Source organism: Actinacidiphila glaucinigra (assembly GCF_900188405.1).
Taxonomy (GTDB): domain Bacteria; phylum Actinomycetota; class Actinomycetes; order Streptomycetales; family Streptomycetaceae; genus Actinacidiphila; species Actinacidiphila glaucinigra.
In genome coordinates, this window is sequence record NZ_FZOF01000018.1 from 64,750 (window position 1) to 89,709 (window position 24,960).

General features: G+C 73.2%; 22 protein-coding genes. 12 read left to right on the forward strand and 10 right to left on the reverse strand.

Annotated elements, in window-relative coordinates; genetic code table 11:
- On the forward strand, positions 1-377 hold a 377-nt coding region (locus tag CHF15_RS28495; protein WP_179280001.1), incomplete at its 5' end, for an LLM class flavin-dependent oxidoreductase.
- Between the two features lie 67 nt (positions 378-444).
- Entirely contained in the window at positions 445-1,977 is a 1,533-nt protein-coding gene (locus tag CHF15_RS28500) for an NCS1 family nucleobase:cation symporter-1 (protein ID WP_089226759.1), read from the forward strand.
- Positions 1,978-2,007: 30 nt separating this feature from the next.
- Here the strand turns inward: CHF15_RS28500 and CHF15_RS28505 are convergent, their stop codons facing one another.
- The 6 genes from CHF15_RS28505 to CHF15_RS28530 form a co-directional block, all read right to left on the reverse strand.
- On the reverse strand, positions 2,008-3,651 hold the full coding sequence (locus CHF15_RS28505) for a PucR family transcriptional regulator (RefSeq protein WP_089226760.1): 1,644 nt from the start codon (positions 3,649-3,651) through the stop codon (positions 2,008-2,010).
- Between the two features lie 80 nt (positions 3,652-3,731).
- Positions 3,732-4,595, reverse strand: coding sequence for an amidohydrolase family protein (locus tag CHF15_RS28510; protein WP_410169665.1), 864 nt, complete (start codon positions 4,593-4,595; stop codon positions 3,732-3,734).
- Positions 4,583-4,894, reverse strand: a complete 312-nt coding sequence (locus CHF15_RS28515) for an L-rhamnose mutarotase (protein WP_089226762.1) — start codon at positions 4,892-4,894, stop codon at positions 4,583-4,585. Before CHF15_RS28515 ends, CHF15_RS28510 begins: the two co-directional genes overlap by 13 nt.
- Positions 4,891-5,883 carry an aldo/keto reductase gene (locus tag CHF15_RS28520; protein WP_089226763.1) on the reverse strand — a complete coding sequence of 331 codons (993 nt, stop codon included), beginning with the start codon at positions 5,881-5,883 and terminating at the stop codon, positions 4,891-4,893. The genes CHF15_RS28515 and CHF15_RS28520 overlap by 4 nt, the downstream gene beginning before the upstream one ends.
- Before the next feature lie 14 nt (positions 5,884-5,897).
- Positions 5,898-6,665 (reverse strand): SDR family NAD(P)-dependent oxidoreductase, encoded by a 768-nt coding sequence (locus CHF15_RS28525; protein ID WP_089226764.1) that lies wholly within the window; start codon positions 6,663-6,665, stop codon positions 5,898-5,900.
- Positions 6,662-8,002 (reverse strand): enolase C-terminal domain-like protein, encoded by a 1,341-nt coding sequence (locus CHF15_RS28530; RefSeq protein WP_089226765.1) that lies wholly within the window; start codon positions 8,000-8,002, stop codon positions 6,662-6,664. The genes CHF15_RS28525 and CHF15_RS28530 overlap by 4 nt, the downstream gene beginning before the upstream one ends.
- A gap of 231 nt (positions 8,003-8,233) precedes the next feature.
- Between CHF15_RS28530 and CHF15_RS28535 the strand changes: the two genes are divergently transcribed.
- The 3 genes from CHF15_RS28535 to CHF15_RS28545 are packed head-to-tail and all read left to right on the forward strand — an operon-like array spanning position 8,234 to position 11,940.
- Positions 8,234-9,286, forward strand: a complete 1,053-nt coding sequence (locus CHF15_RS28535) for a sugar ABC transporter substrate-binding protein (protein ID WP_089226766.1) — start codon at positions 8,234-8,236, stop codon at positions 9,284-9,286.
- A 33-nt stretch (positions 9,287-9,319) separates the two neighbouring features.
- On the forward strand, positions 9,320-10,894 hold the full coding sequence (locus CHF15_RS28540; RefSeq protein WP_089226767.1) for a sugar ABC transporter ATP-binding protein: 1,575 nt from the start codon (positions 9,320-9,322) through the stop codon (positions 10,892-10,894).
- A 2-nt stretch (positions 10,895-10,896) separates the two neighbouring features.
- Positions 10,897-11,940, forward strand: coding sequence for an ABC transporter permease (locus tag CHF15_RS28545; protein ID WP_089226768.1), 1,044 nt, complete (start codon positions 10,897-10,899; stop codon positions 11,938-11,940).
- A gap of 33 nt (positions 11,941-11,973) precedes the next feature.
- Here the strand turns inward: CHF15_RS28545 and CHF15_RS28550 are convergent, their stop codons facing one another.
- Both CHF15_RS28550 and CHF15_RS28555 read right to left on the reverse strand, forming a co-directional pair.
- Positions 11,974-12,408: a nucleoside deaminase gene (locus CHF15_RS28550; RefSeq protein ID WP_089226769.1), complete on the reverse strand. Its 435-nt coding sequence runs from the start codon at positions 12,406-12,408 to the stop codon at positions 11,974-11,976.
- Between the two features lie 2 nt (positions 12,409-12,410).
- A complete protein-coding gene (locus CHF15_RS28555) occupies positions 12,411-13,256 on the reverse strand; it encodes a TIGR03619 family F420-dependent LLM class oxidoreductase (RefSeq protein WP_089226770.1) in 846 nt (281 codons plus the stop codon).
- 93 nt (positions 13,257-13,349) lie between these two features.
- On the opposite strand from CHF15_RS28555, the gene CHF15_RS28560 reads away from it, so the two are divergent.
- Together CHF15_RS28560 and CHF15_RS28565 are read left to right on the forward strand one after the other, a co-directional pair.
- Positions 13,350-13,811 (forward strand): Lrp/AsnC family transcriptional regulator, encoded by a 462-nt coding sequence (locus CHF15_RS28560; RefSeq protein ID WP_089226857.1) that lies wholly within the window; start codon positions 13,350-13,352, stop codon positions 13,809-13,811.
- Positions 13,812-13,813: 2 nt separating this feature from the next.
- A complete protein-coding gene (locus CHF15_RS28565) occupies positions 13,814-14,191 on the forward strand; it encodes a nuclear transport factor 2 family protein (RefSeq protein WP_089226771.1) in 378 nt (125 codons plus the stop codon).
- A gap of 27 nt (positions 14,192-14,218) precedes the next feature.
- On the opposite strand, the gene CHF15_RS28570 is transcribed toward CHF15_RS28565, so the two are convergent.
- Positions 14,219-16,276, reverse strand: a complete 2,058-nt coding sequence (locus CHF15_RS28570) for a phosphocholine-specific phospholipase C (RefSeq protein WP_089226772.1) — start codon at positions 16,274-16,276, stop codon at positions 14,219-14,221.
- Between the two features lie 197 nt (positions 16,277-16,473).
- Here CHF15_RS28570 and CHF15_RS28575 point away from each other — a divergent pair, with 197 nt between their 5' ends.
- The 4 genes from CHF15_RS28575 to meaB all read left to right on the forward strand — a co-directional run bounded on the left by CHF15_RS28575 (position 16,474) and on the right by meaB (position 22,460).
- Entirely contained in the window at positions 16,474-17,232 is a 759-nt protein-coding gene (locus CHF15_RS28575) for a potassium channel family protein (RefSeq protein WP_089226773.1), read from the forward strand.
- Positions 17,233-17,375: 143 nt separating this feature from the next.
- Entirely contained in the window at positions 17,376-19,271 is a 1,896-nt protein-coding gene (gene mutA, locus CHF15_RS28580; protein ID WP_089226774.1) for a methylmalonyl-CoA mutase small subunit, read from the forward strand.
- Entirely contained in the window at positions 19,271-21,472 is a 2,202-nt protein-coding gene (gene scpA / locus CHF15_RS28585; protein ID WP_089226775.1) for a methylmalonyl-CoA mutase, read from the forward strand. The genes mutA and scpA overlap by 1 nt, the downstream gene beginning before the upstream one ends.
- Positions 21,473-21,476: 4 nt before the next feature.
- Positions 21,477-22,460, forward strand: coding sequence for a methylmalonyl Co-A mutase-associated GTPase MeaB (gene meaB / locus CHF15_RS28590; RefSeq protein WP_089226776.1), 984 nt, complete (start codon positions 21,477-21,479; stop codon positions 22,458-22,460).
- Between the two features lie 18 nt (positions 22,461-22,478).
- On the opposite strand, the gene CHF15_RS28595 is transcribed toward meaB, so the two are convergent.
- Positions 22,479-22,766 carry a hypothetical protein gene (locus CHF15_RS28595; RefSeq protein ID WP_089226777.1) on the reverse strand — a complete coding sequence of 96 codons (288 nt, stop codon included), beginning with the start codon at positions 22,764-22,766 and terminating at the stop codon, positions 22,479-22,481.
- A gap of 247 nt (positions 22,767-23,013) precedes the next feature.
- Here CHF15_RS28595 and CHF15_RS28600 point away from each other — a divergent pair, with 247 nt between their 5' ends.
- Positions 23,014-24,939, forward strand: coding sequence for a glycerophosphodiester phosphodiesterase (locus CHF15_RS28600; RefSeq protein WP_089226778.1), 1,926 nt, complete (start codon positions 23,014-23,016; stop codon positions 24,937-24,939).
- Positions 24,940-24,960: the final 21 nt, after the last annotated feature.

A 24,960-nucleotide genomic window follows, 5' to 3' on the forward strand; every position in this document is an offset into this window, starting at 1 on the left:
CCCCGCAGGCGCTGGCCCACGCCCGCGAGCAGTGCCGCTGGTTCGGCGGCATGGTCGGCAACCACGTCGCCGACCTCGTCTCCAAGTACGGCGAGGGATCCAGCGCCGTCCCCCAGGAGCTCACGGATTACATCCGGGCCCGCGAGGGGTACGACTACTCGCACCACGGCCGCACCGGCAACCCCGACACCGCGTTCGTCCCCGACGAGATCGTCGACCGCTTCTGCCTCATCGGCACCGCCGAGCAGCACGTCGAGAAGCTGCGCGCCCTCGAGGCCCTCGGTGTCGACCAGTTCGCCCTGTACGACATGCAGGACGCCAAGGAGTCCGTGATCGACGTCTACGGCTCCACCGTCATCCCCGCGCTCCGCGCCTGATCCCGGGTCCGCCATCCCCCCGCACGGCACGTTCGATCCCCGTACCCCTCGAACGAAGGGGGCTGCCATGACAGCCACCGCTCCACCCCCTGCCGGAAGAGCCGGGGCCGACGGCCGCGTCGAGCTCTCGCCCGACGCCGTCCCGTCCGGCCCGTACGCCAACGAGGACCTGCTGCCCGTTCCGCTCGCCCAGCGGAAGTGGACCACCTACAACTTCACCGCGCTGTGGGTCGGGATGGCCCACAACGTCGCCTCCTGGACCCTCGCCTCGGGCCTGGTCGCCCTCGGCATGGACTGGAAGCAGGCGGTGCTCACCATCGCCCTCGCCAACGTCATCGTGCTGGTGCCGATGCTGCTCACCGGCCACGCCGGCCCCAAGTACGGCATCCCGTTCCCGGTGTTCGCCCGCGCGTCGTTCGGGGTGCGCGGGGCCAACCTGCCCGCCCTGGTCCGGGCGGCCGTCGCCTGCGTGTGGTTCGGCATCCAGACCTGGATCGGCGGCTCCGGCATCTTCCTGCTCGCCGGGAAGCTCTTCGGTGACTCGTGGGCCACCGCCGGGACGATCGGCGGGTACCCGTGGACGCAGTGGCTGTCCTTCGTCGTCTTCTGGATCATCCAGGTCGCGATCATCGTGCGCGGCATGGAGATGGTGCGGCGGTTCGAGAACTGGGCGGCTCCCTTCGTCATCGTCGGCGCCATCGCGCTGCTGATCTGGATGACGGACAAGGCGGGCGGCCTCGGCCCGCTGCTCGACCAGCCCTCCGCACTCGGCTGGGGCGGCGACTTCTGGAAGGTCTTCTTCCCCGCCCTCATGGGCATGATCGGCTTCTGGTCGACGCTCTCCCTCAACATCCCCGACTTCACCCGCTACGCGGCCGGGCAGCGCGCCCAGCTGTGGGGGCAGTCCCTCGGCCTGCCCACCACGATGACGCTCTTCGCGCTGCTGTCGGTGCTCGTGACCTCCGGCTCGCAGGCGGTCTACGGCGAGCCGATCTGGGACCCGGTGGCCCTGGCCGCGAAGCTCGACAACTGGGCCGCGGTGCTCTTCGCGCTGATCACGGTCCTGGTGGCGACCCTGTCGGTGAACATCGCCGCGAACGTGGTCTCGCCCGCCTTCGACCTGTCCAATATCGCGCCGCGCAGGATCAGCTTCCGCACCGGCGCGCTGATCACCTCGGTCGTCGGCGTCGTCATCTTCCCGTGGAAGCTGCTGGCCAGCCCGCAGGCGTACATCTTCACCTGGCTCGGCACCGTCGGCGGCCTGCTGGGCACCGTGGCCGGCATCCTGATCGCCGACTACTGGATCCTTCGCCGCACACGGCTGGAACTCGCCGACCTCTACAGGTCCGAGGGCCGCTACTGGTACGACGGCGGCTGGAACTGGCGGGCGCTGGCCGCCTTCGTGGTCGGCGGCGTCCTCGCCATCGGCGGCTCGCACTCCGGACTCGACGCCAAGGGCGTCAAGCAGGGGCCGTTCCCGGTCGACGGACTGATCCCCTTCCTGAAGCCGCTCGCGGACTACGGATGGGCCGTCGGCCTCGCCGCATCCCTCCTCGTCTACGTCCTGCTCAGCCGGCTCGCGCCGGACCGCAGGAGCTGACCGCGCGTCCCGGGCCCGGGTCCGCCGCCCTCAGCGGCCGGGCCCGGGCCCCGCGGCGCGCTGCGCCTCGTGCGCGAGCAGCGCCACATAGAGCGAGGTGAGCTGTTCCCAGTCGTCCAGGTCGATGCCGAGCAGCGACTCGATGCTCTGCAGTCGCCGGTACAGGGCGGGCCGGCTGACGTGGTGCACCTGGGCGGCCGCCGACTTGTTGCGGCCCGTCGCCAGATAGGTGCGCAGCACCTCCAGCAGCGCCGGGTTCCCCAGCAGGGGGCCCAGCTCCCGCCCGATGAAGGCCTGAAGCTCCGGCTCGTCGCGCAGCAGGCGCACCAGGCCGCGCAGCCGTACGTCGCGCAGCCGGGCCACCGGCGCGTCCGGCGGGCCGGCGACCGCCGCGTCCGCCACGTGCACCGCCTCGACGAAGGAGCGGCGCACCTCGTCCAGTTCCCGGCAGCCGAAGCCCGCGCCGACCACCACCGTACGGCCCCGCCCGGCCAGTTCCCCACGCACCCGCACCGCCACCTTGTGTACGGCGGCGTCGGCGTCCTGACCGGCGGGGATGCTCAGCAGGACCGCCGTACCGGCGGCGCCGATCCGGGCCACCAGCCCGGCGACGCCGGGGTGTTCGGCCAGCGCGTGCTCGATCAGCTCCGGCATGTCGTCCCGGCCCTGCGGCGCCGCGCCGAGGGGGCGGACGACGACGGGGACGAAGACGCGCCGGTTGACCGGGAGGCCCGCGGCCCGCACCCGGGTGACCAACTGCTCGGGGCGGGCCGTGCCCGTCGCCAGGTCGTGCAGCAGCGACTCGGCGGCCTGGTCCTCCCAGCCCCGGTCCTGGTCGCCGAGGAGGCGGTGCATGGCCAGCGCCTCGGATGCACGGGCGCCCAGCACCCGGCCGAACTCCTCCGGGCCGTGGTGGCCGAAGAGCACCAGGCGCCCCCACTGCCTGCCCCGGGCCTCCAGCGGCGCGACGATCCAGCCGTCCGGGCCGACCGTCACCGCGCCGCTGCCGGCCAGTTCGGCGACCTGGCCGGAGACCCGCTCCCAGTCGCGCAGCAGGTCGTTGAGCGAACCCTTGTCCCCGGCCGAGGCCAGCACGCGCTGCGCGAGGTTGACGACGACGGCGGGACATCCGCTGTGCGCCGCGATCTCGTCCAGCACCTGCTGGAGGCTGGCGCCGGAGAGGTTGAGGGCGGTCAGCGAGGAGCGGACCCGGTCGGAGAGGTCGAGCGCGGCGAACCGGCCGTGCACCAGCCGGGCGTGCACCTCCTCGGTGAGCCGGGCGAACGGCGCCGGGCGGTGCAGCACGACCAGCGGCACCCCGCAGCGCTCGGCGGCCCGGCGCATCGGCTCGGGCGTGGTGCGGAACGCCCGCCCGAGGCCCAGGACGACCGCCGCGACGTCGGCGCGCTGCATCGACTCGACGTACTCGCGCTGCGCCCGCTCGTCGCCCGCCAGCAGCAGGCCGGTGGTCAGCACCATCTCGCCGCCGCTGAGCATGACCCCGACGTCCAGCGCCTCGGCCACGTGCAGCCAGCGCACCGCGCGGTGCAGATGGGCGGAACCGGCCACGACCTCCGGCACCCAGGGCGTCACGAGGTCCAGATCGAGCACGTCGCGCACGGTGAGCCGCCCCGCCGTGCTCGCCGGGGGTGTGTCCGGTCTGCCGTCGCTCACGCGCCCACGCCCGTCCCTCGTGCCGCCAGGGGTGGGAGTCTAATCACCCCTGCCCCGCCCGGGGCCGTCCGTGCGGGGGATCAGAGCCCGTAGACGCGCCGGGCCGTGCCGGAGAAGACCTCCCGCCGCTCGGCCTCGGCCAGTTCGCCGGTCAGCACGCGGGCGGTGTCGACCACCTCGGCGTAGGAGGCGGCGAGCCGGCACACCGGCCAGTCGGAGCCGAACATGAGGCGGTTCGGTCCGAAGGCGTCGAGCACGGTGGCCGCGTAGGGCGCGAGGTCCGCCGTCGTCCAGGTGTCCCACTCGGCCTCGGTGACCATGCCGGAGAGCTTGCAGACGGTGTTGGGCCGCGCGGCCAGCGACCGCACGTCCTCGCCCCACGGCTGCGTGGCGCCCTCGGCGACGAGCGGCTTGCCCAGGTGGTCGAGGACGAACACCAGCTCGGGCACGAGGCCCGCGGCGCGGGTGGCGGCCGGGAGCTGGTGGGGGAGCACCACCAGGTCGTAGACGAGCCCGGCGTCGGCCACCGCGCGCAGTCCGCGCAGTACGTCGGGACGGAGCAGCCACTGCGGGTCGGGTTCGCCCTGTACCTGGTGGCGGATTCCCACCAGGCGCTCCCCGCCTGGCAGTTCGCGCAGGGCCGCCAGCCGGTCGGCGACCGCGGGGTCCGTCAGGTCGGTCCAGCCGACCACCCCGGCCACCAGGTCGCTGCCCGCGGCCAGCGCCAGGAACTCCGGGGTCTCCGCGGCCACCGTGACGGTCTGGACGAGGACGGTCGCGGTGACGCCCGCTGCCTTGGCCTCCGGCTCCAGGTCGGCGAGGGAGAAGTCGCGGCGCAGCGGGGCCAGCCGTTCCCCGGTGATCCAGTCCTGGTCGCGCACCGACAGGTCCCACAGGTGGTGGTGCGCGTCGACGATGCCCTCGACCGCGGTCACAGCTCCCACACCACCGGCAGCGGCGCGCCGGCGCCCTCGGCGGAGTAGTCGTGGGCGACCTCCAGCAGCTCCGCCATCCGCGCCTGCCAGGCGATGTTGACGGGCAGCCGCTCCAGCGCGGCGAGCATCGCCGGGTAGTCGTCGACGTCCAGCAGATGGAAGAGGTCGACGCCGCTGCGCCAGATCGTCCACTCCCGTACGCCCGCGCCGCGGATGGCGGCGGTCAGTTCCGCGGGCACCTCGCGGTGCGCGGCCTCGTACGCGGCGATCCGGTCCGCTCGCACCGTGGTGTGCAGGGCGACCCTCATGACACCTCCTCGTCCGGTACGGGCACGTCGGCGCCGAGCAGGCCCTCGGCGCGCAGATCGGCCCACATCGGGGCCGGCAGCGGCAGCCGCAGCAGTGCGGCGGTGTCCCGCGCCTCGTCGGCGGAGCGCAGTCCCACCAGCGTGCTCGCGACGGCGGGATGGGCCGCGGGGAAGCGCAGCGCGGCCGCGCGCAGCGGCACGCCGTGCCGGCCCGTCACCGACCGCAGGCGCCGGGCGCGGGCCAGCACGGGCTCCGGGGCGGGGGCGTAGTCGTAGGTGGCGCCCTCGCCCGGGTCGATCAGCAGGCCGGAGTTGAAGGCGCCGCCCACGACCACGCTCGCGCCGCGGGACGCCGCCAGCGGCAGCACCTCGGCCAGGCCCTCCTGCTCCAGCAGCGTGTAGCGGCCGGCCATCAGCACCACGTCGACGTCGGTGTCGCGCAGGAAGCGGGCGAGCATGGCGGTCTGGTTCATGCCCGCGCCGATCGCGCGGACGACGCCCTCCGCGCGCAGTCGCTCCAGCGCCGGGTACCCCTGGCCGAAGGCCTCCTCGGCGTGGTCGTCGGGGTCGTGGAGGTAGACCAGGTCGACGTGGTCCAGGCCCAGGCGCTCCAGGCTGGCCTCGATGGAGCGCCGGACGCCGTCGGCGCTGAAGTCCCAGACCCGGCGCAGCCGGGCGGGCACGGCGAAGCCGTTCGCCAGGTCGTCCCCGCCGGGACCGCCGGGCTCCAGCAGCCGCCCCACCTTGGTCGAGACGGTGTACCCGGCGCGCGGCCGGTCGCGCAGGGCGGCGCCGAGCCGGCGCTCGGACAGGCCGAGCCCGTAGTGGGGCGCGGTGTCGAAGTAGCGGACGCCGGCGTCCCACGCGGCGTCCACGGCCGCGCGGGCGGCGTCGTCGCCGACCGGGGTGAACAGGTTGCCGATCGGGGCGGCCCCGAAGCCCAGCTCGGTGACGGCGACACCGCTGCGGCCCAGGGTGGAGGTGCGCATCGCGGTCCTGCCCCTCACTGCCCGGCGGGGCGCAGCCGCAGCCCGGCCATGCCGCCGTCCACGGCGAGCGCGGTGCCGGTGACGGAGGCCGCGGCGGGACTCGCCAGGTAGACGATGGCGGCGGCGACCTCGTCGGCGGTCACCAGCCGGCCCATCGGCTGCCGGGCGTCGAGGGCGGCGCGTTCCGCCTCGGGGTCGTCCGCGGCGTCCAGCAGCCGGGCCACCCACGGGGTGTCGGCGGTACCGGGGTTGACGCAGTTGACCCGGATTCCCTCGCGGACGTGGTCAGCGGCCATCGCCAGGGTCAGCGAGAGCACGGCGCCCTTGCTGGCGCTGTACAGCGCGCGCTGCGGCAGCCCGGCGGTGGCGGCGATGGAGCAGGTGTTGACGATCGCGGGCCGGGCCGAGCGCCGCAGGTACGGGAGCGCCGCGCGGGTGGTGCGCACCATGCCCAGCACATTGACGTCGAGCACGCGGTGCCACTGCTCGTCGGGGTTGTCCTCGACGGTGCCCGCCGCCCCGATGCCCGCGTTGTTGACGAGGACGTCGAGGCCGCCGAGCGCCTCCGCGGCGGCGTCCACGGCGGCGCGGGTGGAGGCGTCGTCGGACACGTCGGCCTTGAAACCGGTCAGCTGCCCGGGCAGTCCGTCCGGCGCCAGGTCCAGTACGGCGACCCGCGCGCCGCGCGCGGCCAGCAGCCGCGCGGTCGCCAGGCCGATCCCGGAGGCGCCGCCCGTGACCAGGGCGCCGAGGCCCTCCAGGTCGCGCAACTCCTCGCTCATGCCGTCCCACCTTCCTGCCGTGCCCGGTCGGCCACCCAGAACGTACCGTCGGGGTAGCGGTACGCGTCGATCGATTCCGGTCGCATCTGCGCGGAGAAACCGGGTGCCACCGGGGCGGTGTAGTGGCCGCGGCGCATGACGACCGGTGTGGTGAAGTGCTCGTGGAGGTGGTCCACGTACTCGATGGCACGGTCCTCGGTCGTCCCGGCCAGCGCCACGAAGTCGAACATCGACAGGTGCTGCACCAGTTCGCACAGCCCGACGCCGCCCGCGTGCGGGCACACCGGGACGTCGAAGGCCGCGGCCAGCAGCAGGATCGCCAGGTTCTCGTTGACCCCGCCGACCCGTGCCGCGTCGATCTGCAGCACGTCGATCGCGCCGGCCTGCAGCAACTGCTTGAAGACGATGCGGTTCTGCACGTGCTCGCCGGTGGCGACCCGGACCGGGGCGACCGCCTTGCGGATCGCGGCGTGGCCGAGGACGTCGTCGGGGGAGGTGGGTTCCTCGATCCAGTACGGGTCGAACTCGGCCAGCGCGGTCACCCAGGAGACGGCCTCGGCGACGCCCCACCGCTGGTTGGCGTCGATCGCGATGCGCACGTCCGGGCCCACGGCGGCGCGGGCCGCGCGCATGCGCCGTACGTCGTCGCCGAAGTCGGCGCCGACCTTCAGCTTGATCTGGGTGAAGCCGTCGGCCACGGCCTGCTCGGCGAGCCGGGTCAGCTTCTCGTCGGAGTAGCCGAGCCAGCCGGGAGAGGTGGTGTAGCCGGGGTAGCCGTGTTCCAGCAGCGCGGCGGTGCGCGCGGCGGCGCCCTCGCGGCCCGCGCGCAGCAGTTCGAGCGCGCGCTCGGGGGTGAGGGCGTCCTCGATGTAGCGGAAGTCGACCTGGGAGACGAGCCATTCGGGGTCGCCCTCGGCCAGCAGCCGCCACAGCGGCAGGCCCCGGCGCTTGGCGGCCAGGTCCCACACGGCGTTGACGACGGCCCCGATCGCCATGTGCATCACGCCCTTCTCGGGCCCCAGCCAGCGCAGCTGGCTGTCGCCGGTCAGGTCGCGCGCCACGGAGCCGGGGTCGGCGCACAGCTCGTCGACCGGCCGGCCGACGAGGTGGGGGCGGAGTGCCTCGATCGCCGCGACCTGGACGTCGTTGCCCCGGCCGATGGTGAAGACGAAGCCGTGACCCTCATGGCCGTCGTCGGCGTCGGTGCGCAGCACCACGTACGCGGCGGAGTAGTCGGGATCCGGATTCATCGCGTCCGAGCCGTCGAGTTCCCGCGAGGTGGGGAAGCGGATGTCGCTGGTGTCGATCGCGGTGATGCGGGCGGAGGTTGCGGACAAGTGGCTGCCTTTCACGCTCGGCCTGGCCAAGACATCGGAGGTCTCGCGCCACGGTGACTCTAGGGCCCCAGGACGGGACTGGCAATCCATTCCTCGGATGTCTCGCCTGTCGAACTCCATTCGATCGTGTCCGTATAAGGGGTTGTCAGGCACGCGAGACGGACTTACCTTCCTCTCGTCCGGGATACCTCGGATGAATCGCCCGGCTTACCCGGACAGGGAGAACACGGCATGAAGCCCGCCCGCACGCGCTCCACCGCCGCGATAGCCGCGGCCGTTCTCGTCACGGCCGCCCTCGCCACCGCCTGCAACCGCGGCAGCACCGGCACCGCCGCCGGCTCCGGCGACGACAAGCCCGCCATCGGCATCGACCTGCCGCGCTCCGACTCCGACTTCTGGAACTCCTACGCGCAGTACCTCGAGAAGGGCATCAAGGACGACGGCCTGAACGCGCTGCCGCGGAGCAACTCCCAGAACGACGTCACCAAGCTCGTCGCCAACGTCCAGGTCTTCCAGAACACCGGGGCCAAGGCCGTCGTCATGGCCCCGCAGGACACCGGCGCCATCGCCTCCACCCTCGACACCCTCGCCGGCAAGAAGATCCCCGTGGTCAGCGTGGACACCCGCCCCGACAAGGGCGACGTCTACATGGTCGTCCGCGCCGACAACAAGGCGTACGGCACCAAGGCCTGCGAGTTCCTGGGCGAGCAACTGGGCGGCAAGGGCAAGGTCGCCGAGTTCCAGGGCGCTCTGGACTCCATCAACGGCCGTGACCGCTCCGAGGCGTTCGCGGCGTGCATGAAGGAGAAGTTCCCCGGCATCACGGTCTTCGAGCTGCCCACCGACTGGAAGGGCGACGTCGCCTCCGCCAAGCTGCAGAGCCTGCTCGCCCAGCACCCCGACCTCAACGGCATCTACATGCAGGCCGGCGGTGTCTTCCTGCAGCCGACGCTCGCCCTGCTCAAGCAGAAGGGCCTGCTCAAGCCGGCCGGGCAGAAGGGCCACATCAGCATCGTCTCCAACGACGGCATCCCGCAGGAGCTGGACGCCATCCGCAAGGGCGAGATCGACGCGACCGTCTCCCAGCCCGCCGACCTCTACGCGAAGTACGCGCTGTACTACGCCAAGGCCGCCGCCGAGGGGAAGACCTTCAAGGCGGGTCCCACCGACCACGACTCGACGATCATCAGCATCCCCAACGGCCTGGAGGACCAGCTCCCCGCGCCGCTGGTGACCAAGGAGAACGTCGACGACAAGGCCCTGTGGGGCAACAACATCGGCTGACCGCCCGTCCGCACCGAAGAACGGAAGACCACCATGGCGGACCCCGCCACCGCGCCGCCGGCCGTGGCCGAGGCGACCGGGATCGGCAAGCGCTTCGGCGCCACCGTGGCGCTGCGCGACGCGGGCATCTCGGTCGCCCCGGGCGAGTCGCACGCCCTCGTGGGCCGCAACGGCGCCGGCAAGTCCACCCTCGTCGGCATCCTCACCGGCCTCCAGCAGCCCGACACCGGCACCCTGCGCTTCTCGGGCGAGCCGGCGCCCTCCGTCGGCGACACCGACGCCTGGCGCTCCCGGGTCGCCTGTGTCTACCAGCGCTCCACCGTCATCGGCGACCTCTCCGTCGCCGAGAACCTGTTCCTCAACCGGCAGAGCCCCGGCGCGCTGCGCCCCATCCGGTGGACGGCACTGCGCCGCCGCGCGTCGGAACTGCTGGGCGAGTACGGGGTCGACATCGACCCCGCCGCGCGTGCCCGGGACCTCACCGTGGAACAGCGGCAGTTCGTCGAGATCGCGCGCGCCCTCTCCTTCGGCGCGCGCTTCATCATCCTCGACGAGCCCACCGCCCGGCTCGACGCCCGCGGCATCGCCCGGCTCTTCGACAAGCTCCGCGACCTGCAGCGGCAGGGCGTGGCCTTCCTCTTCATCTCGCACCACCTGCAGGAGGTCTACGACCTCTGCACCACCGTCACCGTCTACCGGGACGCCCGACACATCGTCACCGCGCCCGTGGCCGACCTGGACCACGACGCCCTGGTCGAGGCGATGACCGGGGAGAGCGCCGCCGCGCCCGCGGCGGGCGCCGCCCCTGCGACCGGCCGGGCAACGGCCGCCACGGGCGCGCCGCTGCTGGACGTGACCGGCCTGACCCTGCGCGACGCCTACGCCGACGTCTCCCTGGAGGTCCGCGCGGGCGAGGTCGTCGGCCTCGCGGGGGCCACCGCCAGCGGCAACGTCCGGCTGGCGGAGACCCTCGCGGGGCTGCACCGCGCCGACACCGGGCGGATCGCCGTCGCCGGGCGGGAGGTCCGCGCGTCCGGGGTCCCCGCCGCGCTGGCCGCCGGGGTGGGCCTGGTCCCCGAGGACCGCCACCACCAGGGCCTGGTCGGCTCGCGCAGTGTGGCCGAGAACGCCACCCTCACCGTCACCGACCAGCTCGGGCCGTACGGCACCGTACTGCCCTCGCGGACGCGTGAGTTCGCCGAGCGCATGATCAAGGACCTGGACATCAGGACTCCGGGCGCGGGGACCCCCGTCTCCGCGCTCTCCGGCGGCAACCAGCAGAAGGTCGTGGTCGCCCGCGCCCTCGCCACCGACCCGCACGTACTCGTCGCCGTGCGCCCCACCAACGGGGTGGACGTGCGCTCCAAGGAGTTCCTGCTGGGCAGGATCCGCAAGGTCGCCGACGACGGGCGGGCGGCGCTGGTCGTCTCCGACGAACTGGACGACCTCAGGGCGTGCGACCGGATCGTGGCCATGTTCCACGGCCGGGTGGTCGCGGAGTTCGGCCGGGGCTGGCGCGACGAGGACCTGGTCGCCGCCATGGAGGGCGTGGCCGCCCGTCCCGCGCAGGAGCGGGACACCGAGCAGGGAGAGGAACAGGAAGGGTAGCCATGTCCACCACCACTGACGTCACCGAGCCGGTGCCCGCCGCCGAGGCGGCCGCGGCCGGGACGCCGCGCCGCGTACCGGGCGGGCTCGCCCGATTCCGCGAACTGTCCCTCGTCCCCGCGATCCTGGTGCTGGGCGTCATCGGCTTCATCGTCTCGCCGGCCTTCCTCACCTCCGACAACCTCATCGGCGTCGCCCAGCAGTCCACCGAACTCAGCCTGCTCGTACTGGCCCAGGCGCTGATCCTCATCGCGGGACGGATGGACCTGTCGCTGGAGTCCACCATCGGCGTCGCGCCCGTCATCGCCGTCTGGCTCGTGCTGCCCGCCGCGGGCGGCCGCTTCACCGGCCTGGAACTGCTGCCGGTCTGGACGGCGATACCGGTGTGCCTGCTGGTGGGCGCGGTCATCGGCGCCGTCAACGGCTTCTTCATCCTCAAGCTGCGGCTGAACGGCTTCATCGTCACCCTAGGCGCGCTCACCATGCTGCGCGGGCTGCAGATCGCCATCTCCGAGGGCCGTTCCATCGTCGAGCTGCCCGCCTCGTTCACCTACCTCGGGCACGCCTCCTGGGCCGGGGTGCCCGCCGCGATCTGGGTCTGCGCCCTGCTCTTCGCGGTCGGCGGCTGCGCGCTCGCCTGGCTGCGGCACGGCCGGGCGCTCTACGCGATCGGCGGCAACCCCGAGGCCGCGCGCACCGCCGGCATCCGGGTGGACCGGATCACCTGGGTGGTGCTCATCGTGGGCGGCGTGCTCGCCGCCTTCGCGGGCGTGCTCTACAGCGGGCACTACGGCTCGATCTCCGCGGACCAGGGCAGCGGCTGGATCTTCCAGGTCTTCGCCGCGACCGTGATCGGCGGGGTCAGCCTCAACGGCGGCCGCGGCACGCTCTTCGGGGCGCTCACCGGCGTCCTGACCCTGCAGCTCGTCGTCAACGTGATGACCCTGGCGGGCGTGCCCCCGCTGTGGAACCAGTTCCTCAACGGGGCCATCATCATCGTCGCCCTGATCATCTCCCGCTTCGCCTCGGGCGAGAAGCAGGAGTGAGCGGCCGGGGCGGGATCGGCGGGGCCGGCGGGATCAGTAGTAGCCCTCGACCGGGACCCGGGCCTCGTCGTACAGGGCCGGGCCGTCCTGCGGCACGTGCGGGAAACCGGTCTTGGCCGCGGGCGACTTGAGTCCGGTGAGCTGGTCGGTGGACAGCGCGTAGACGACGCGGCCCAGCCCCGAGCGCTCGATGGCGCCCGCGCACATCCCGCAGGGCTGGCAGCTGGTGTACATGGTGGTGGCGGCCGCGGTGGCCGGATCGAGCTCCCGGGCCGCCCACCGCGCCAGCTTCAGCTCGGGGTGGGCGGTGATGTCGCCGTCGCTGAGGCTGCTGTTGCGGTCCTCGGCGAGCACGGACCCGTCCGGCCCGGCGAGCAGCGAGCCGAAGGGCGGATTGCCGGAGGCGCGGGCCTCGGCGGCCAGTTCGACCGCCCGGCGCAGCAGCCGGGTCGTCATCTCGTCGGTCATCGTCACTCCGTTCGTGAGCGGTGGGCGGCGACCGCCGCGAGCGCCTGCCACGCCGTCTGCGGGCGCAGCGTCTCGCGGGGGTCGCCGTTGAAGGGGTCGAGGACGACGGTGTCCGCACCGAGCGCCCGCAGCTCCGCGAGGTCGGCGGTGACCTGCTCGAGGGTGCCCTCACCCGCGAGCCGGTCCGGACCCGTCACCGGTTCCGCCGTGATCCGCAGGGCGATGCGGGGCGCGAGGGCGGGTACGGGCCGGCCCTGCTCGCGTGCCTGGGAGGCGAGCTCGCCGACGGCCTCGTGCAGCCAGGGCAGGGTGAACCGCAGCGGATGCCAGGCGTCGCCGACGCGGACCGCGCGCCGGCGCCCTGCCGCGCTGTTGCCGCCGATCCACAGCGGCACGGGGCCGCCTGCGTAGTCGGCGTCGTCCTTCCATGCCTCGCGCAGGGCCGTCAGGTGCTCGTCCGTCAGCGCGCCGCGCCGCTCGAACGGGACGCCCAGCGCCGCGAACTCCTGCCGCGCCCAGCCCACTCCCACGCCGAGCACCAGCCGGCCGCCGCTGAGCATGTTGAGGTTCGCGGCCATCCGGGCCGTCAGCAGCGGATGCCGGTACGGCAGGATCAGCACCGTCGTCCCCAGCCGGATCCTGTCGGTGACGCCGGCGAGCCACGACAGGGTGGTGAAGGGCTCGTAGAAGGGCGCCGGGTACTGCTCCGCCACGTCGGGGGTCACCACGACGTGGTCGGAGACCATCAGCAGGTCGAAGCCCAGCCCCTCCACCGTCCGCGCCCAGTCGCGCAGCACGCCGGGGTCGGTTCCGGGCCCGAAATTCGGGACGTTCACACCGATTCGCACCCCGTCAGGCTATCCAGCCGGCCGCCCCGGCCGGAAGGCGTTCCTCCCGGTGTGATCGCCGTCCGGCCGTGGATCCGCCGGTATCTTCGCCGCATGGCCGAGAATCTCGACGCGACCGACTGGGCGATCCTCGACGAACTGCAGCGCGACGGCCGGATCCCCTTCACCGAACTGGCCCGCCGGGTCCGCCTCGGCGCCTCCGCGACCACCGAGCGGGTCCGCCGGCTGGAGACCCTGGGCGTCATCACGGGCTACCGCGCCGAGGTCGACCTCGGCAGGGCCGGATACCCGGTGCTCGCGGTCGTCCGCCTGAAGTACCCCGGCAGCCGGCACGAACCCCTGCACCGGCTCCTCGGGGAGCGTCCGGAGATCCTGGAGTGCCTGCGCACCACGGGGGAGGAGTGCTACGTGCTGAAGGTCGCCGCCGCGTCCATGGTCCACCTGGAGCAGGTCATGGACGAGTTGGCGCGGTTCGGGAGCGTCACGACCAGCGTGGTCTACCGGCAGACCCTGCCGTACCGGGGACCGGGCGGCGCTCCGTCCGGCATGCTGTGAGCGTGGAGTCTGCGAAGGTCGTCGAAGAGCTGTGGCAGCGGATCCAGGCGCGCGACTGGGCCGGTGCCGGTGAACTGATCGCCGAGGACGCCGTGGTGGAGTGGCCCGTGAGCGGTGAGCGCATCGTCGGCAGGGCGAACTTCCTCGCCGTCAACAGCGAGTACCCGGAGGGCTGGTCGGTCCGCGTGCTCAGGATCGTGGGCGAGGGCGACCAGGCCGTCTCCGAGGTCGAGGTGCCGCACGTGGACCTCGGCCTGTTCCACGCCGCGTCGTTCTGGACCGTCCGCGACGGGCGGATCGTCGCCGGCCGCGAGTACTGGACGAGCCCCGGCTCCGACCCCCGTCCGGAGTGGCGCGCCCGCTACGTCGAGCCGATGTAGCGGGCGCGCGCCGTTCGCCGGTGCCCGTCAGCCGCCGATCGCCGGGTCGCTGGTGCTGTCCCGGCCCGTCTCGACGTGGCCGGCGAGACGGCGCTCGAAGCCGCCGTCGTGGCCGTCGGTGACGGTCAGGTCGTACCAGCCGTGGGTGCGCTCGGTCCCGGCGACGTGGACCACGCGGGCGCCCGGGCGCAGCCGGTGGGAGGCCGCCTTGTGCTCGCCGTAGCCGTCCCGGACGGTGAGCGTGACCGTCGAGTGGCCGTGGTTGGCCAGGACCAGGCGCACGGCACCGCTCCTGCCCTCGTGGCGGGCGCTGACCTCGGTACCCGCCGCCGCGGCCCGGCCGGCGAACCGGCGCAGGAAGCCGTTGGGGCCGTGCACGGTCATGTCGTATTCGCCGTGGGCACCCGCCGGGACGTCCCAGGTGCCGGTGAGCGAGTGCCCCGACCCGACGGTGTAAGTCCACGGACCGGAGGTGTCGGTCGTGGAGGTGACCAGGAAGCCGGCTCCGGCCTCGCCGTGGGAGGCGAACTCGATCCGCAGCGTGCCCGCGGCGCTGATCCCGCCGTCCGCGGCGAGGTCGTACGGGACGGGCCGCGCCGGGCGCAGACCGCGCTCCTGACGGGGCAGCGAGCCCTCGGCGGGAGGGACCGGCGAGTAGTCGGGGTGACGGTCGCCGTCCGGCGGGAGGTAGCCGTCGGTGCGGGGCAGCCGCGGGGGCCGGCTGTCCTTGTGCCGGAAGTCGAAGGCCGTCGTCAGATCGCCGCAGACGGCGCGGCGCCAGGGGGAGATGTTGGGCTCGGTCACGCCGAACCGGCGCTCCATGAACCGGATGACGGAGGTGTGGTCGAAGGTCTGCGAGCAGACGTATCCGCCCCTGCTCCAGGGCGAGACGACGAACATCGGGACGCGCTGGCCCAGGCCGTACGGGCCCGCCGGGCGCCCGCTGTCGCCGGCGTAGAGGTCGAGGCCGACGTCGACGGTGGACCCGCCCTGCGCGGACGAGCCGGCCGGGAACGGCGGCACGACGTGGTCGAAGAACCCGTCGTTCTCGTCGTAGGTGATGAACAGCGCGGTCCTGCTCCACACCTCGGGGTCGGAGGTGAGCGCGTCGAGGACCTGCGAGATGTACCAGGCGCCGTAGTTGGCGGGCCAGTTCGGGTGCTCGGTGAAGGCCTCGGGGGCGACGACCCAGGAGATCTTCGGCAGCTTCCCGGCCTTGACGTCGGCGCGCAGGATGTCGAAGAAGCCCTCGCCCTTGCGGGCGTCGGTGCCGGTGCGGGCCTTGTCGTACAGCGGGTCGCCGGGCTTGGCGTTGCGGTACTGGTCGAAGTACAGCAGCGAGTTGTCGCCGTAGTTGCCGCGGTAGGCGTCGTCGATCCAGCCCCAGCCGCCGGCGGCGTCCAGGCCGTCGCCGACGTCCTGGTAGATCTTCCAGGAGACCCCGGCCTTCTCCAGCCGCTCGGGGTAGGTCGTCCAGGAGTAGCCCTTCTCGTCGTTGCCGAGGACCGGGCCGCCGCCCTTGCCGTCGTTGCCGGTGTGACCCGTCCACAGGTAGTAGCGGTTCGGGTCGGTGGAGCCCATGAAGGAGCAGTGGTAGGCGTCGCAGACCGTGAAGGCGTCGGCGAGCGCGTGGTGGAACGGGATGTCCTCACGGGTCAGGTACGCCATGGTCGTGGCGGACTTGGCCGGGATCCACCGGTCGTACCGGCCCTTGTTGAAGGCGGACTGGGTGTCCTTCCACCCGTGCGGCAGGTCCTCCAGGAAGGCCAGGCCGAGGTCGTCGGCGTCCGGGTGGAAGGGCAGCACCTCCCTTGTGCCGTCCGACTGGTGCCAGACCGGTTTGCCGCTCGGCAGCGTCACGGGGTGCGGGTCCCCGAACCCCCTGACACCGCGCAAGGTGCCGAGGTAGTGGTCGAAGGAGCGGTTCTCCTGCATCAGCACCACGATGTGGTCGACGTCCTTGATGGAGCCGGTGCTCCGGTGCGCGGGTATCTCCGCCGCGCGGGCGATGCTGGTGGACAGCGCGGTCAGGGCGGCCGTACCGCCCGCCAGTTGCATGAACCTTCTGCGGTCGAGGGCGTTCATGAGGGGTCTGTCTCCCGGGAGTTGCGGGGGCCGCCGGATGTGCGGGCGCGTCAGTCTCCTCAACTTGTCCGAACAAGTAGGGGCCAGTGCGCTAACCGTTCGGGAAACCTGCCCCAACCCGGTCCACGGTCGGCGGCGCCGTGGTCGGGCCCTGCCGTGCCGCCGGGGCATACCGGGAGAGCGTGCACACTGAGCCCATGAACCGTCTCGAACGCTGGGAGCAGCAGACCCGGGCGCCGCTGCTCGCCCTGGCCGTGGTGTTCGGTGCCGCGTACGCCCTGCCGATCCTCGTGCCCGCGGCGGATTCCGCGCTCATCACCACCGCGCACTGGACCGAGCGCACCGTCTGGGCCCTGTTCGCCGCCGACTACGCGGTCCGCCTGGGCCTGAGCGAGCGACGCTGGGAGTTCGTCAGGCGGCAGCCGCTCAGCCTGGCGGTGGTCGTCCTCCCGCTGCTCCAGCCGCTGCGACTGCTGCGGCTGGTGTCCGCCATCTTCCTGGTCGGCCAGCGGGTGCGGACGGCGGCTCAGGTACGCCTGACGACGTATGTCGTCGGTGCCGTGCTCGGGCTGCTGGCGTTCGGGTCGGTCGCCGTCCTGGAGGCCGAGCGCAACTCCCCGCACGGCAACATCCGCACCATCGGCGACGCCCTGTGGTGGTCCTTCACCACGATGACGACCGTGGGCTACGGGGACCACGCCCCCACCACGGGCGTCGGCCGGCTCATCGCCGTCGGGCTGATGCTCTCGGGCATCGCCCTGCTCGGTGTGGTCACCGCCAACATCGCCGCCTGGTTCCTCGCGCGCTTCCAGGAGGACGAGGAGGAGAACCGGCGTGTCCAGGAGGTCACCGAGGAACTGCTGCGAGAGGTCCGTGAGCTGCGCCGACAGGTCGCCGACCTCACGGAGGCCACGACCGGTGCCCGCGCCGGGGCGTCCGGACGGGCCGCCGAATAGCGCCGGCGGCGCCGTCGCACGGCGCCTGCGCGCCGCCACCCGATAGGGCATCGCGTCCGAACGGATCAAGGGCACACCGGAATGGGCAAGGTCACAGGTGTGCCCCCTGCTGCTCACCTGCTAACGGGCACTAACCTCTGAGCATGACGGTCCTGCCTGACGACGGGCTTTCTCTGGCCGCCGAATTCCCGGATGCGACCCACGAGCAGTGGCGGCGCCTCGTAGAGGGCGTCCTGCGCAAGGCGGGCAAGGACGTCTCGGGTCAGGCGGCGGAGGACGCACTGTCCACCAGCCTCGAAGACGGGCTCACCACGCGCCCGCTGTACACCGCGTCCGACGCGCCCGACGCCTTCGGCGACGGCGTCGGCCTCCCCGGCTTCGCGCCCTTCACCCGGGGCGGTGCCCCGGCGGGCGGCGTCCTCGGCGGCTGGGACGTACGCCAGCGCCACACGCGGCCCGACGCGGCCCGCACGAACGAGGCCGTGCTCGCCGATCTCGAGAACGGCGTTACCTCCCTCTGGCTCGTGCTGGGCGACGCCGGGCTCCCGGTGTCCGCGCTCGGCACGGTCCTGGACGGCGTCTACCTCGACCTCGCCCCGGTCGTGCTCGACCCCGGCGCGGACTTCGAGGCGGCCGGGCAGGCGCTGCTCGCGCTGTACGAGGAGCGCGGCGTGCCCCGCCGGGCCGCGCGCGGCAACCTCGGCGCCGACCCCCTCGGCCACGCCGCCCGTACCGGTGGTGCGCAGGCCCTCGCGGAGCGCACCGCCGCCGCCGTGGGACTCGCCCGCCGGGTCCACGAGGGGTATCCGGGACTGCGCGCGCTGACCGTGGACGCCCTGCCGTACCACGAGGCGGGCGGCTCGGCCGCCGAGGAACTCGGCGCCTCCCTCGCCACCGGCGTGGCCTATCTGCGGGCGCTCACCGAGGCCGGACTGCCGGTCGACGCGGCCTGCGCACAGCTGGAGTTCCGCTACGCCGCCACCGCCGACCAGTTCCTGACGATCGCCAAGCTGCGCGCCGCGCGCCGGCTGTGGGCCCGTGTCGCCGAGGTGTGCGGCGCGACCGCGACCGCGGCGGGGCAGCGCCAGCACGTCGTCACCTCACCGGTGATGATGACCCGCCGCGACCCGTGGGTGAACATGCTGCGCACCACCGTCGCCACGCTCGGCGCCGGTGTCGGCGGCGCGGACTCCGTCACGGTGCTGCCCTTCGACCACGCGCTGGGCCTGCCCGACGCCTTCGCGCGCCGTATCGCCCGCAACACCTCCACCATCCTCATGGAGGAGTCCCACCTCGCGCGGGTCGTCGACCCCGCGGGCGGCTCCTGGTACGTGGAGCGGCTCACCGACGAACTCGCCGGGGCCGCCTGGGCCTGGTTCCAGGAGCTGGAGCGCGCCGGCGGACAGGCCGCCGCCCTCGCCTCCGGCCTGGTCGCCGACCGTCTTGCCGCTACCTGGGCGAAGCGCACACGGGCACTGGCCAGGCGCCGCGAGCCGATCACCGGCGTCAGCGAGTTCCCGCTGCTGTCCGAGGCGCCCGTCGAACGCGACCCGGCCCCGGCCGCCCCTTCCGGCGGGCTGCCGAAGGTCCGCCGCGACGAGGCCTACGAGGGCCTGCGCGCCCGCTCGGACGCCCACCTGGCCGCGACCGGGTCCCGCCCGAAGGTCTTCCTGGCCGCACTCGGTCCCGCCGCCGCGCACACCGGCCGGGCCGGCTTCGCCGCCAACCTCTTCCAGGCAGGCGGCGTCGAGCCCGTCCACGACCCGGTGACGGTCGACGCCGCGACCGTGGCCGAGGCCTTCGTCCGCAGCGGTGCGCAGGTCGCCTGCCTGTGCTCCAGCGACGCGCTCTACGAGGAGCAGGCCGCGGATGTCGCCGCGGCCCTGAAGGAGGCGGGCGCGGTCGGGGTGCTCCTGGCCGGCCGCCCCGGTGAGCGCGAGGCCGCCTGGGCGGCGGCCGGTGTCGACGGCTTCGTCTTCGCGGGCGGCGACGCGGTCGCCGTCCTGACCTCCGTTCTCGACCGGATGGGAGTGGCGTGATGCGGATCCCCGACTTCTCGGAGATCGAGCTCGGACCGGGCGCCGGAGACGGCACCACCGAGGAGCAGTGGCGCGCCGCGGTGAAGGAGACCACCGGCCGCGGCGCGGAGGACCTGGTGTGGGAGACGCCCGAGGGCATCGGCGTCAAGCCGCTCTACACCGGCCGCGACCTGGAGGGCCTGGACTTCCTCGACACCCGTCCGGGTGTCGCGCCGTACCTGCGCGGCCCCTACCCGACGATGTACGTCAACCAGCCCTGGACGATCCGTCAGTACGCGGGCTTCTCCACCGCCGAGGAGTCCAACGCCTTCTACCGGCGCAACCTCGCCGCCGGCCAGAAGGGCCTGTCGGTCGCCTTCGACCTGCCGACCCACCGCGGCTACGACAGCGACCACCCGCGCGTCACCGGCGACGTCGGCATGGCGGGCGTCGCCATCGACTCCATCTACGACATGCGGCAGCTCTTCGACGGCATCCCGCTGGACCGGATGACCGTGTCGATGACGATGAACGGCGCCGTGCTGCCGGTGCTCGCGCTCTACATCGTGGCGGCTGAGGAGCAGGGCGTACCGCCCGAGAAGCTCGCGGGGACCATTCAGAACGACATCCTCAAGGAGTTCATGGTCCGCAACACCTACATCTACCCGCCCAAGCCCTCGATGCGGATCATCTCCGACATCTTCGCGTACACCTCGCAGAAGATGCCGCGCTACAACTCGATCTCCATCTCCGGCTACCACATCCAGGAGGCCGGGGCCACGGCCGACCTGGAGCTGGCCTACACCCTCGCCGACGGTGTGGAGTACCTGCGCGCGGGGATCGGCGCGGGCCTGGACGTCGACGCCTTCGCGCCGCGGCTGTCCTTCTTCTGGGCGATCGGGATGAACTTCTTCATGGAGGTCGCCAAGCTGCGCGCGGCCCGTCTGCTGTGGGCCAGGCTGGTCCGGCAGTTCGAGCCGGGGAACGACAAGTCGCTCTCCCTGCGCACGCATTCCCAGACCTCCGGCTGGTCGCTCACCGCGCAGGACGTGTTCAACAACGTCACGCGCACCTGCGTGGAGGCGATGGCCGCCACGCAGGGTCACACCCAGTCGCTGCACACCAACGCCCTCGACGAGGCCCTGGCGCTGCCCACGGACTTCTCCGCGCGCATCGCCCGCAACACCCAGCTGCTGCTGCAGCAGGAGTCCGGCACCACCCGGGTCATCGACCCGTGGGGCGGTTCCGCCTACGTCGAGAAGCTGACGTACGACCTGGCCCGGCGCGCCTGGCAGCACATCCAGGAGGTCGAGAAGGCCGGCGGCATGGCGCAGGCGATCGACGCGGGCATCCCCAAGATGCGCGTCGAGGAGGCCGCGGCCCGTACCCAGGCGCGTATCGACTCCGGCCGCCAGCCCGTCATCGGCGTCAACAAGTACCGGGTGGACAGCGACCAGCAGATCGAGGTCCTCAAGGTCGACAACTCCTCCGTGCGCGGCCGGCAGATCGCCAAGCTGCGCAGGCTGCGCGAGGAACGCGACGAGGCCGCCTGCCGGGACGCGCTGACCGCGCTGACCGCCGCCGCCGAGCGAGGCGCCGGCCAGGGGCTGGAGGGCAACCTGCTGGCGCTCGCGGTGGACGCGGCCCGCGCCAAGGCCACCGTGGGCGAGATCTCCGACGCCCTGGAGAAGGTGTACGGCCGGCACGCCGGGCAGATCCGTACGATCTCCGGTGTGTACCGGAACGAGGCAGGGGAGTCGCCGTCCGTGGACCGCACCCGCGCGCTGGTCGACCGCTTCGAGGAGGCGGAGGGCCGCCGCCCGCGCATCCTCGTCGCCAAGATGGGCCAGGACGGCCACGACCGGGGCCAGAAGGTGATCGCCACCGCCTTCGCCGACCTGGGCTTCACGGTGGACGTCGGGCCGCTCTTCCAGACCCCCGCAGAGGTCGCCCGGCAGGCGGTGGAGGCCGACGTGCACGTCGTCGGCGTCTCCTCGCTCGCCGCCGGCCACCTCACGCTGGTGCCCGCCCTGCGCGAGGAACTGGCGGCCGAGGGCCGGGAGGACATCATGATCGTGGTCGGCGGCGTCATCCCGCCGCAGGACGTCCCCGAACTGCTCGGCATGGGCGCGGCCGCGGTCTTCCCGCCCGGCACCGTCATCCCCGACTCGGCGTACGACCTGGTCACGCGGCTGGCCGCCGCGCTCGGCCACGAACTGTGAGCCCATGCCTCCCGCCATCGACCTCGACGCGTACGTCAAAGGCGTGCTGGACGGCTCCCGGGCCTGGATCGCGCGCGCCATCACCCTGGTGGAGTCGTCGCGGCCCGATCACCGGGAGCTCGCCCAGCGGCTTCTGACCGAGCTGCTGCCGCACGCGGGCAAGGCCCGCAGGATCGGCGTCAGCGGGGTGCCGGGGGTGGGCAAGTCCACCTTCATCGACGCCTTCGGCACCCTGCTCACCGGCCTCGGCCACCGGGTCGCGGTGCTCGCCGTCGACCCGTCGTCCACGCTGACCGGCGGCTCAATCCTGGGCGACAAGACCCGGATGGAACGGCTCGCGGTGGACCGCTCGGCCTTCGTGCGGCCCTCGCCGTCGGCCGGGACGCTCGGCGGAGTGGCCAAGGCGACCCGGGAGTCGGTCGTCGTCGTGGAGGCGGCGGGCTACGACGTGGTGCTCGTCGAGACCGTGGGCGTCGGCCAGTCCGAGACCGCGGTCGCGGGCATGGTCGACACCTTCCTGCTGCTGACGCTGGCCCGGACCGGCGACCAGCTCCAGGGCATCAAGAAGGGCGTCCTGGAGCTCGCCGACGTCATCACCGTCAACAAGGCCGACGGGCCGCACGAGCGCGACGCCCGCGCCGCCGCGCGCGAACTGTCCGGCGCCCTGCGGATGATGACCCCGGTGGACACCGCCTGGACCCCGCCCGTGCTCACCTGCAGCGCCCGCGAGGGCTCCGGCCTCGACACCCTGTGGGAGCGGCTGGAGCAGCACCGCACGCTGCTGGAGTCCACGGGCCGGCTGGCGGCCAAGCGGCGCGACCAGCAGACGGAGTGGGCCTGGAGCATGGTCCGCGAGGAGCTGCTGGGCCGCCTCCGGGGCCACCCCGAGGTGCGCAGGCTGACCCCGGAGATCGAACGGCAGGTCCGCGAGGGCACGCTGACGCCCACCCTGGCCGCCGCGCGCATTCTGGACGCCTTCTCGGGCTGAGCGCCGGACCGTCCCGGGTCAGGCCGCCCGCGCCTGGCCCCGGGGCACGGCGCACCGTCCCGCCGACCACAGCGCCCCTGGCATGTTGCAGTCCGGGCCGACCTGGTGGCGGTCGACGTACGCGAACAGCCGCCGCGCCTCCGCCATGTGTGCCGCGCACGCGAACGAGCCGTGCCCGGGGAGCCATTGGATGTGCCACCGTGCGGGTTCCGCGCACGGCCGCGCCGCGTCGGGCGCGACGCGGCCGCACGGTGTCGTGCCGTCGACGGGTATCGGGGTGAGCCGGGGCGTGATGGGACCGGTCATGGGCAGGCCTCCTCTGCCGCGCGACGCGACGCGACGCGACCTGTGTGCGTGTGGGGTGATGGGCCGCTTGTGCGCACTCGATGTCGGTATGCCCCGTCATGGCGGCCTCCGACGCATGCGCGGAGGTCAGGAGTTGGTAACCGAGGGGGTCCGGGGCGGGCGGCGGCCGCAAGTTGTGGCGTACTCGTTCCTCGCCGTTCCTCGAACGGCACGGGTCCGTTGATGGTGCACCGTCAGGCTCGCCCGCATGCCGCATACATCATTCCGCGCGAGGACCCTGCTGCTCGCGTCCGCGCTGGTCGCCGCCACCGTGACCGTCGCCGGTTCCGCCTCCGCCGACCCGGTGACGCCTGCGACGACCACCACGACCACGAAGGCGGCGAACGCCGCGACGGCCGAGGCCGGCCGGGTCGTCGTCTCCGCCGACTTCTCCGGTGCCGCCCTGCCCCAGGGCTTCCGGGCGGTGGAGGGCGACTGGAAGGTCAGGGACGGCCGCCTGTGGGGCACGTCGGCCAACTCGGCCCAGCAGAGCCGCATCACCTTCGGCGAGCACCTCGACGACTTCCGCATCGAGGTGACGGCCCGCTTCGAGACCGCGGCCGACGCCGCCCGCTGGACGGCCATGGGCCTCGACCTCGCGGCCGACGGTGCCGTGCCGTGGTCCATCGCCACGATGCGCACCGGCACCACCGCGTCCAACGGCCTGGAGTTCGCCCAGCGCACCGCGGCCAACGCCTGGAACGTCACCGACACCCACGCCGCGCCCACCGCCGCGGGCACCGGCAAGGACGTCAGGATCGCCGCCGAGGTCCACGGGGCCAACGCCGTCTGGTACTTCGACGGCAAGGAGGTCATGCGCACCAGCCGCGTCGCGCGCTCGACCGGCGGCGTCCAGGGCCTCCTGGTGAACGGCGCCTCGGTCTCGTACGACGACCTCGAGGTCACCGAACTCCCGCCGCGGAGCTGGATCCGCCCCGAGGGCACCCCGCTCACCGTGATCGCCCACCGCGGCGCCTCGTCCGTCGCGCCGGAGAACACCCTGGTCGCCCAGGAGATCGCCCGCAGGGGCGGCACCGACTTCGTCGAGAACGACGTCCAGCCCAACAAGGACGGCATCCCCTACGTCCTCCACGACTCCACCGTCGACCGCACCACCGACGGCACCGGCGCCATCCGCTCGCTCACGGCCCAGCAGATCGGCGCGCTCGACGCCGGGTCCTGGTTCGCCCCGCACTACGCCGGGGCGCGCGTCCCCACCCTCGCCGCACAGCTCGACGACCTGCGCACGCGCGGCGGCAACCTCCTGCTGGAGATCAAGGGGCAGCACACCAGGAGCGAGGTGGCGACCATCGTCGACACCGTCCGGTCGCACGGCATGACCGGCCGGGTATTCGTGCAGAGCTTCGAGGTCGACGCCCTGCGCTACACCCGCGAACTCGCCCCGGAGATACCGCTGGGGCTGCTGCGCAGCACCCTGGACGCGGACCCGGTGGCACTCGCCGGGGAACTGCACCTGGCGGCGTACAACCCCGAGGACGGCGCCCTCGCCAAGAATCCCTCGGTCGTCGCCGACCTGCACCGGGCCGGCGTGGCCGTGATGGCGTGGACCGTGGACGGCGCCGACCGCTGGAAGGCCCTGGAGGCCCTGGGCGTCGACGGCGTCATCACCAACCGCCCGGCGGAGCTGACCGGCTGGAACCGGGCCTTCCTGCAGAACCGGCAGGCCCCCGCGAAGCCAGCGGTGACCGTCATCTCCCCGGCGCCCGGGGCGGCCCTCGGCCGGGCCCAGGCGCCCGTACCGGCGGTGCAGACCCAGGACGCGGAGAAGGTGGCACTCACCCTCGACGGCCGCCCCGTGGCGGCGGGCGCCCCGCTGGACCTGACCGGACTCGCCACCGGGGAACACACCCTGCGCGCCGAGGCGTCGGGGCCGGGCGGGACCGAGGTCGCCACGTCGGTCTTCACCGTCCGGGCCGACGCGACCGGCCTGGCGCACCTCATCCTCACCTCGGGCGCCAAGGACGCCTCGATCGGCACCATGGCCACCCTGCTCGGCCAGAAGCAGTACTCCACCCTCGCCACCTGGGCGCGGGTGCAGTCGGGCAAGGGCCTCGACGCCGGACGGGCCGCCCTGATCGCCGCCGACGCGAAGTCCCTGGCGGGCGCGTCCTGACCGACTGACCGCCTTTGACGC

Coding starts and splice junctions, on each gene's coding strand:
- CHF15_RS28500 (WP_089226759.1), top strand. CDS start 445: ATGACAGCCACCGCTCCACCCCCTGCCGGAAGAGCCGGGGCCGACGGC.
- CHF15_RS28515 (WP_089226762.1), bottom strand. CDS start 4,894: ATGAGGGTCGCCCTGCACACCACGGTGCGAGCGGACCGGATCGCCGCG.
- CHF15_RS28520 (WP_089226763.1), bottom strand. CDS start 5,883: ATGCGCACCTCCACCCTGGGCCGCAGCGGTGTCGCCGTCACCGAGCTG.
- CHF15_RS28525 (WP_089226764.1), bottom strand. CDS start 6,665: ATGAGCGAGGAGTTGCGCGACCTGGAGGGCCTCGGCGCCCTGGTCACG.
- CHF15_RS28535 (WP_089226766.1), top strand. CDS start 8,234: ATGAAGCCCGCCCGCACGCGCTCCACCGCCGCGATAGCCGCGGCCGTT.
- CHF15_RS28540 (WP_089226767.1), top strand. CDS start 9,320: ATGGCGGACCCCGCCACCGCGCCGCCGGCCGTGGCCGAGGCGACCGGG.
- CHF15_RS28545 (WP_089226768.1), top strand. CDS start 10,897: ATGTCCACCACCACTGACGTCACCGAGCCGGTGCCCGCCGCCGAGGCG.
- CHF15_RS28550 (WP_089226769.1), bottom strand. CDS start 12,408: ATGACCGACGAGATGACGACCCGGCTGCTGCGCCGGGCGGTCGAACTG.
- CHF15_RS28560 (WP_089226857.1), top strand. CDS start 13,350: ATGGCCGAGAATCTCGACGCGACCGACTGGGCGATCCTCGACGAACTG.
- CHF15_RS28570 (WP_089226772.1), bottom strand. CDS start 16,276: ATGAACGCCCTCGACCGCAGAAGGTTCATGCAACTGGCGGGCGGTACG.
- CHF15_RS28575 (WP_089226773.1), top strand. CDS start 16,474: ATGAACCGTCTCGAACGCTGGGAGCAGCAGACCCGGGCGCCGCTGCTC.
- mutA (WP_089226774.1), top strand. CDS start 17,376: ATGACGGTCCTGCCTGACGACGGGCTTTCTCTGGCCGCCGAATTCCCG.
- scpA (WP_089226775.1), top strand. CDS start 19,271: ATGCGGATCCCCGACTTCTCGGAGATCGAGCTCGGACCGGGCGCCGGA.
- meaB (WP_089226776.1), top strand. CDS start 21,477: ATGCCTCCCGCCATCGACCTCGACGCGTACGTCAAAGGCGTGCTGGAC.
- CHF15_RS28595 (WP_089226777.1), bottom strand. CDS start 22,766: ATGACCGGTCCCATCACGCCCCGGCTCACCCCGATACCCGTCGACGGC.
- CHF15_RS28600 (WP_089226778.1), top strand. CDS start 23,014: ATGCCGCATACATCATTCCGCGCGAGGACCCTGCTGCTCGCGTCCGCG.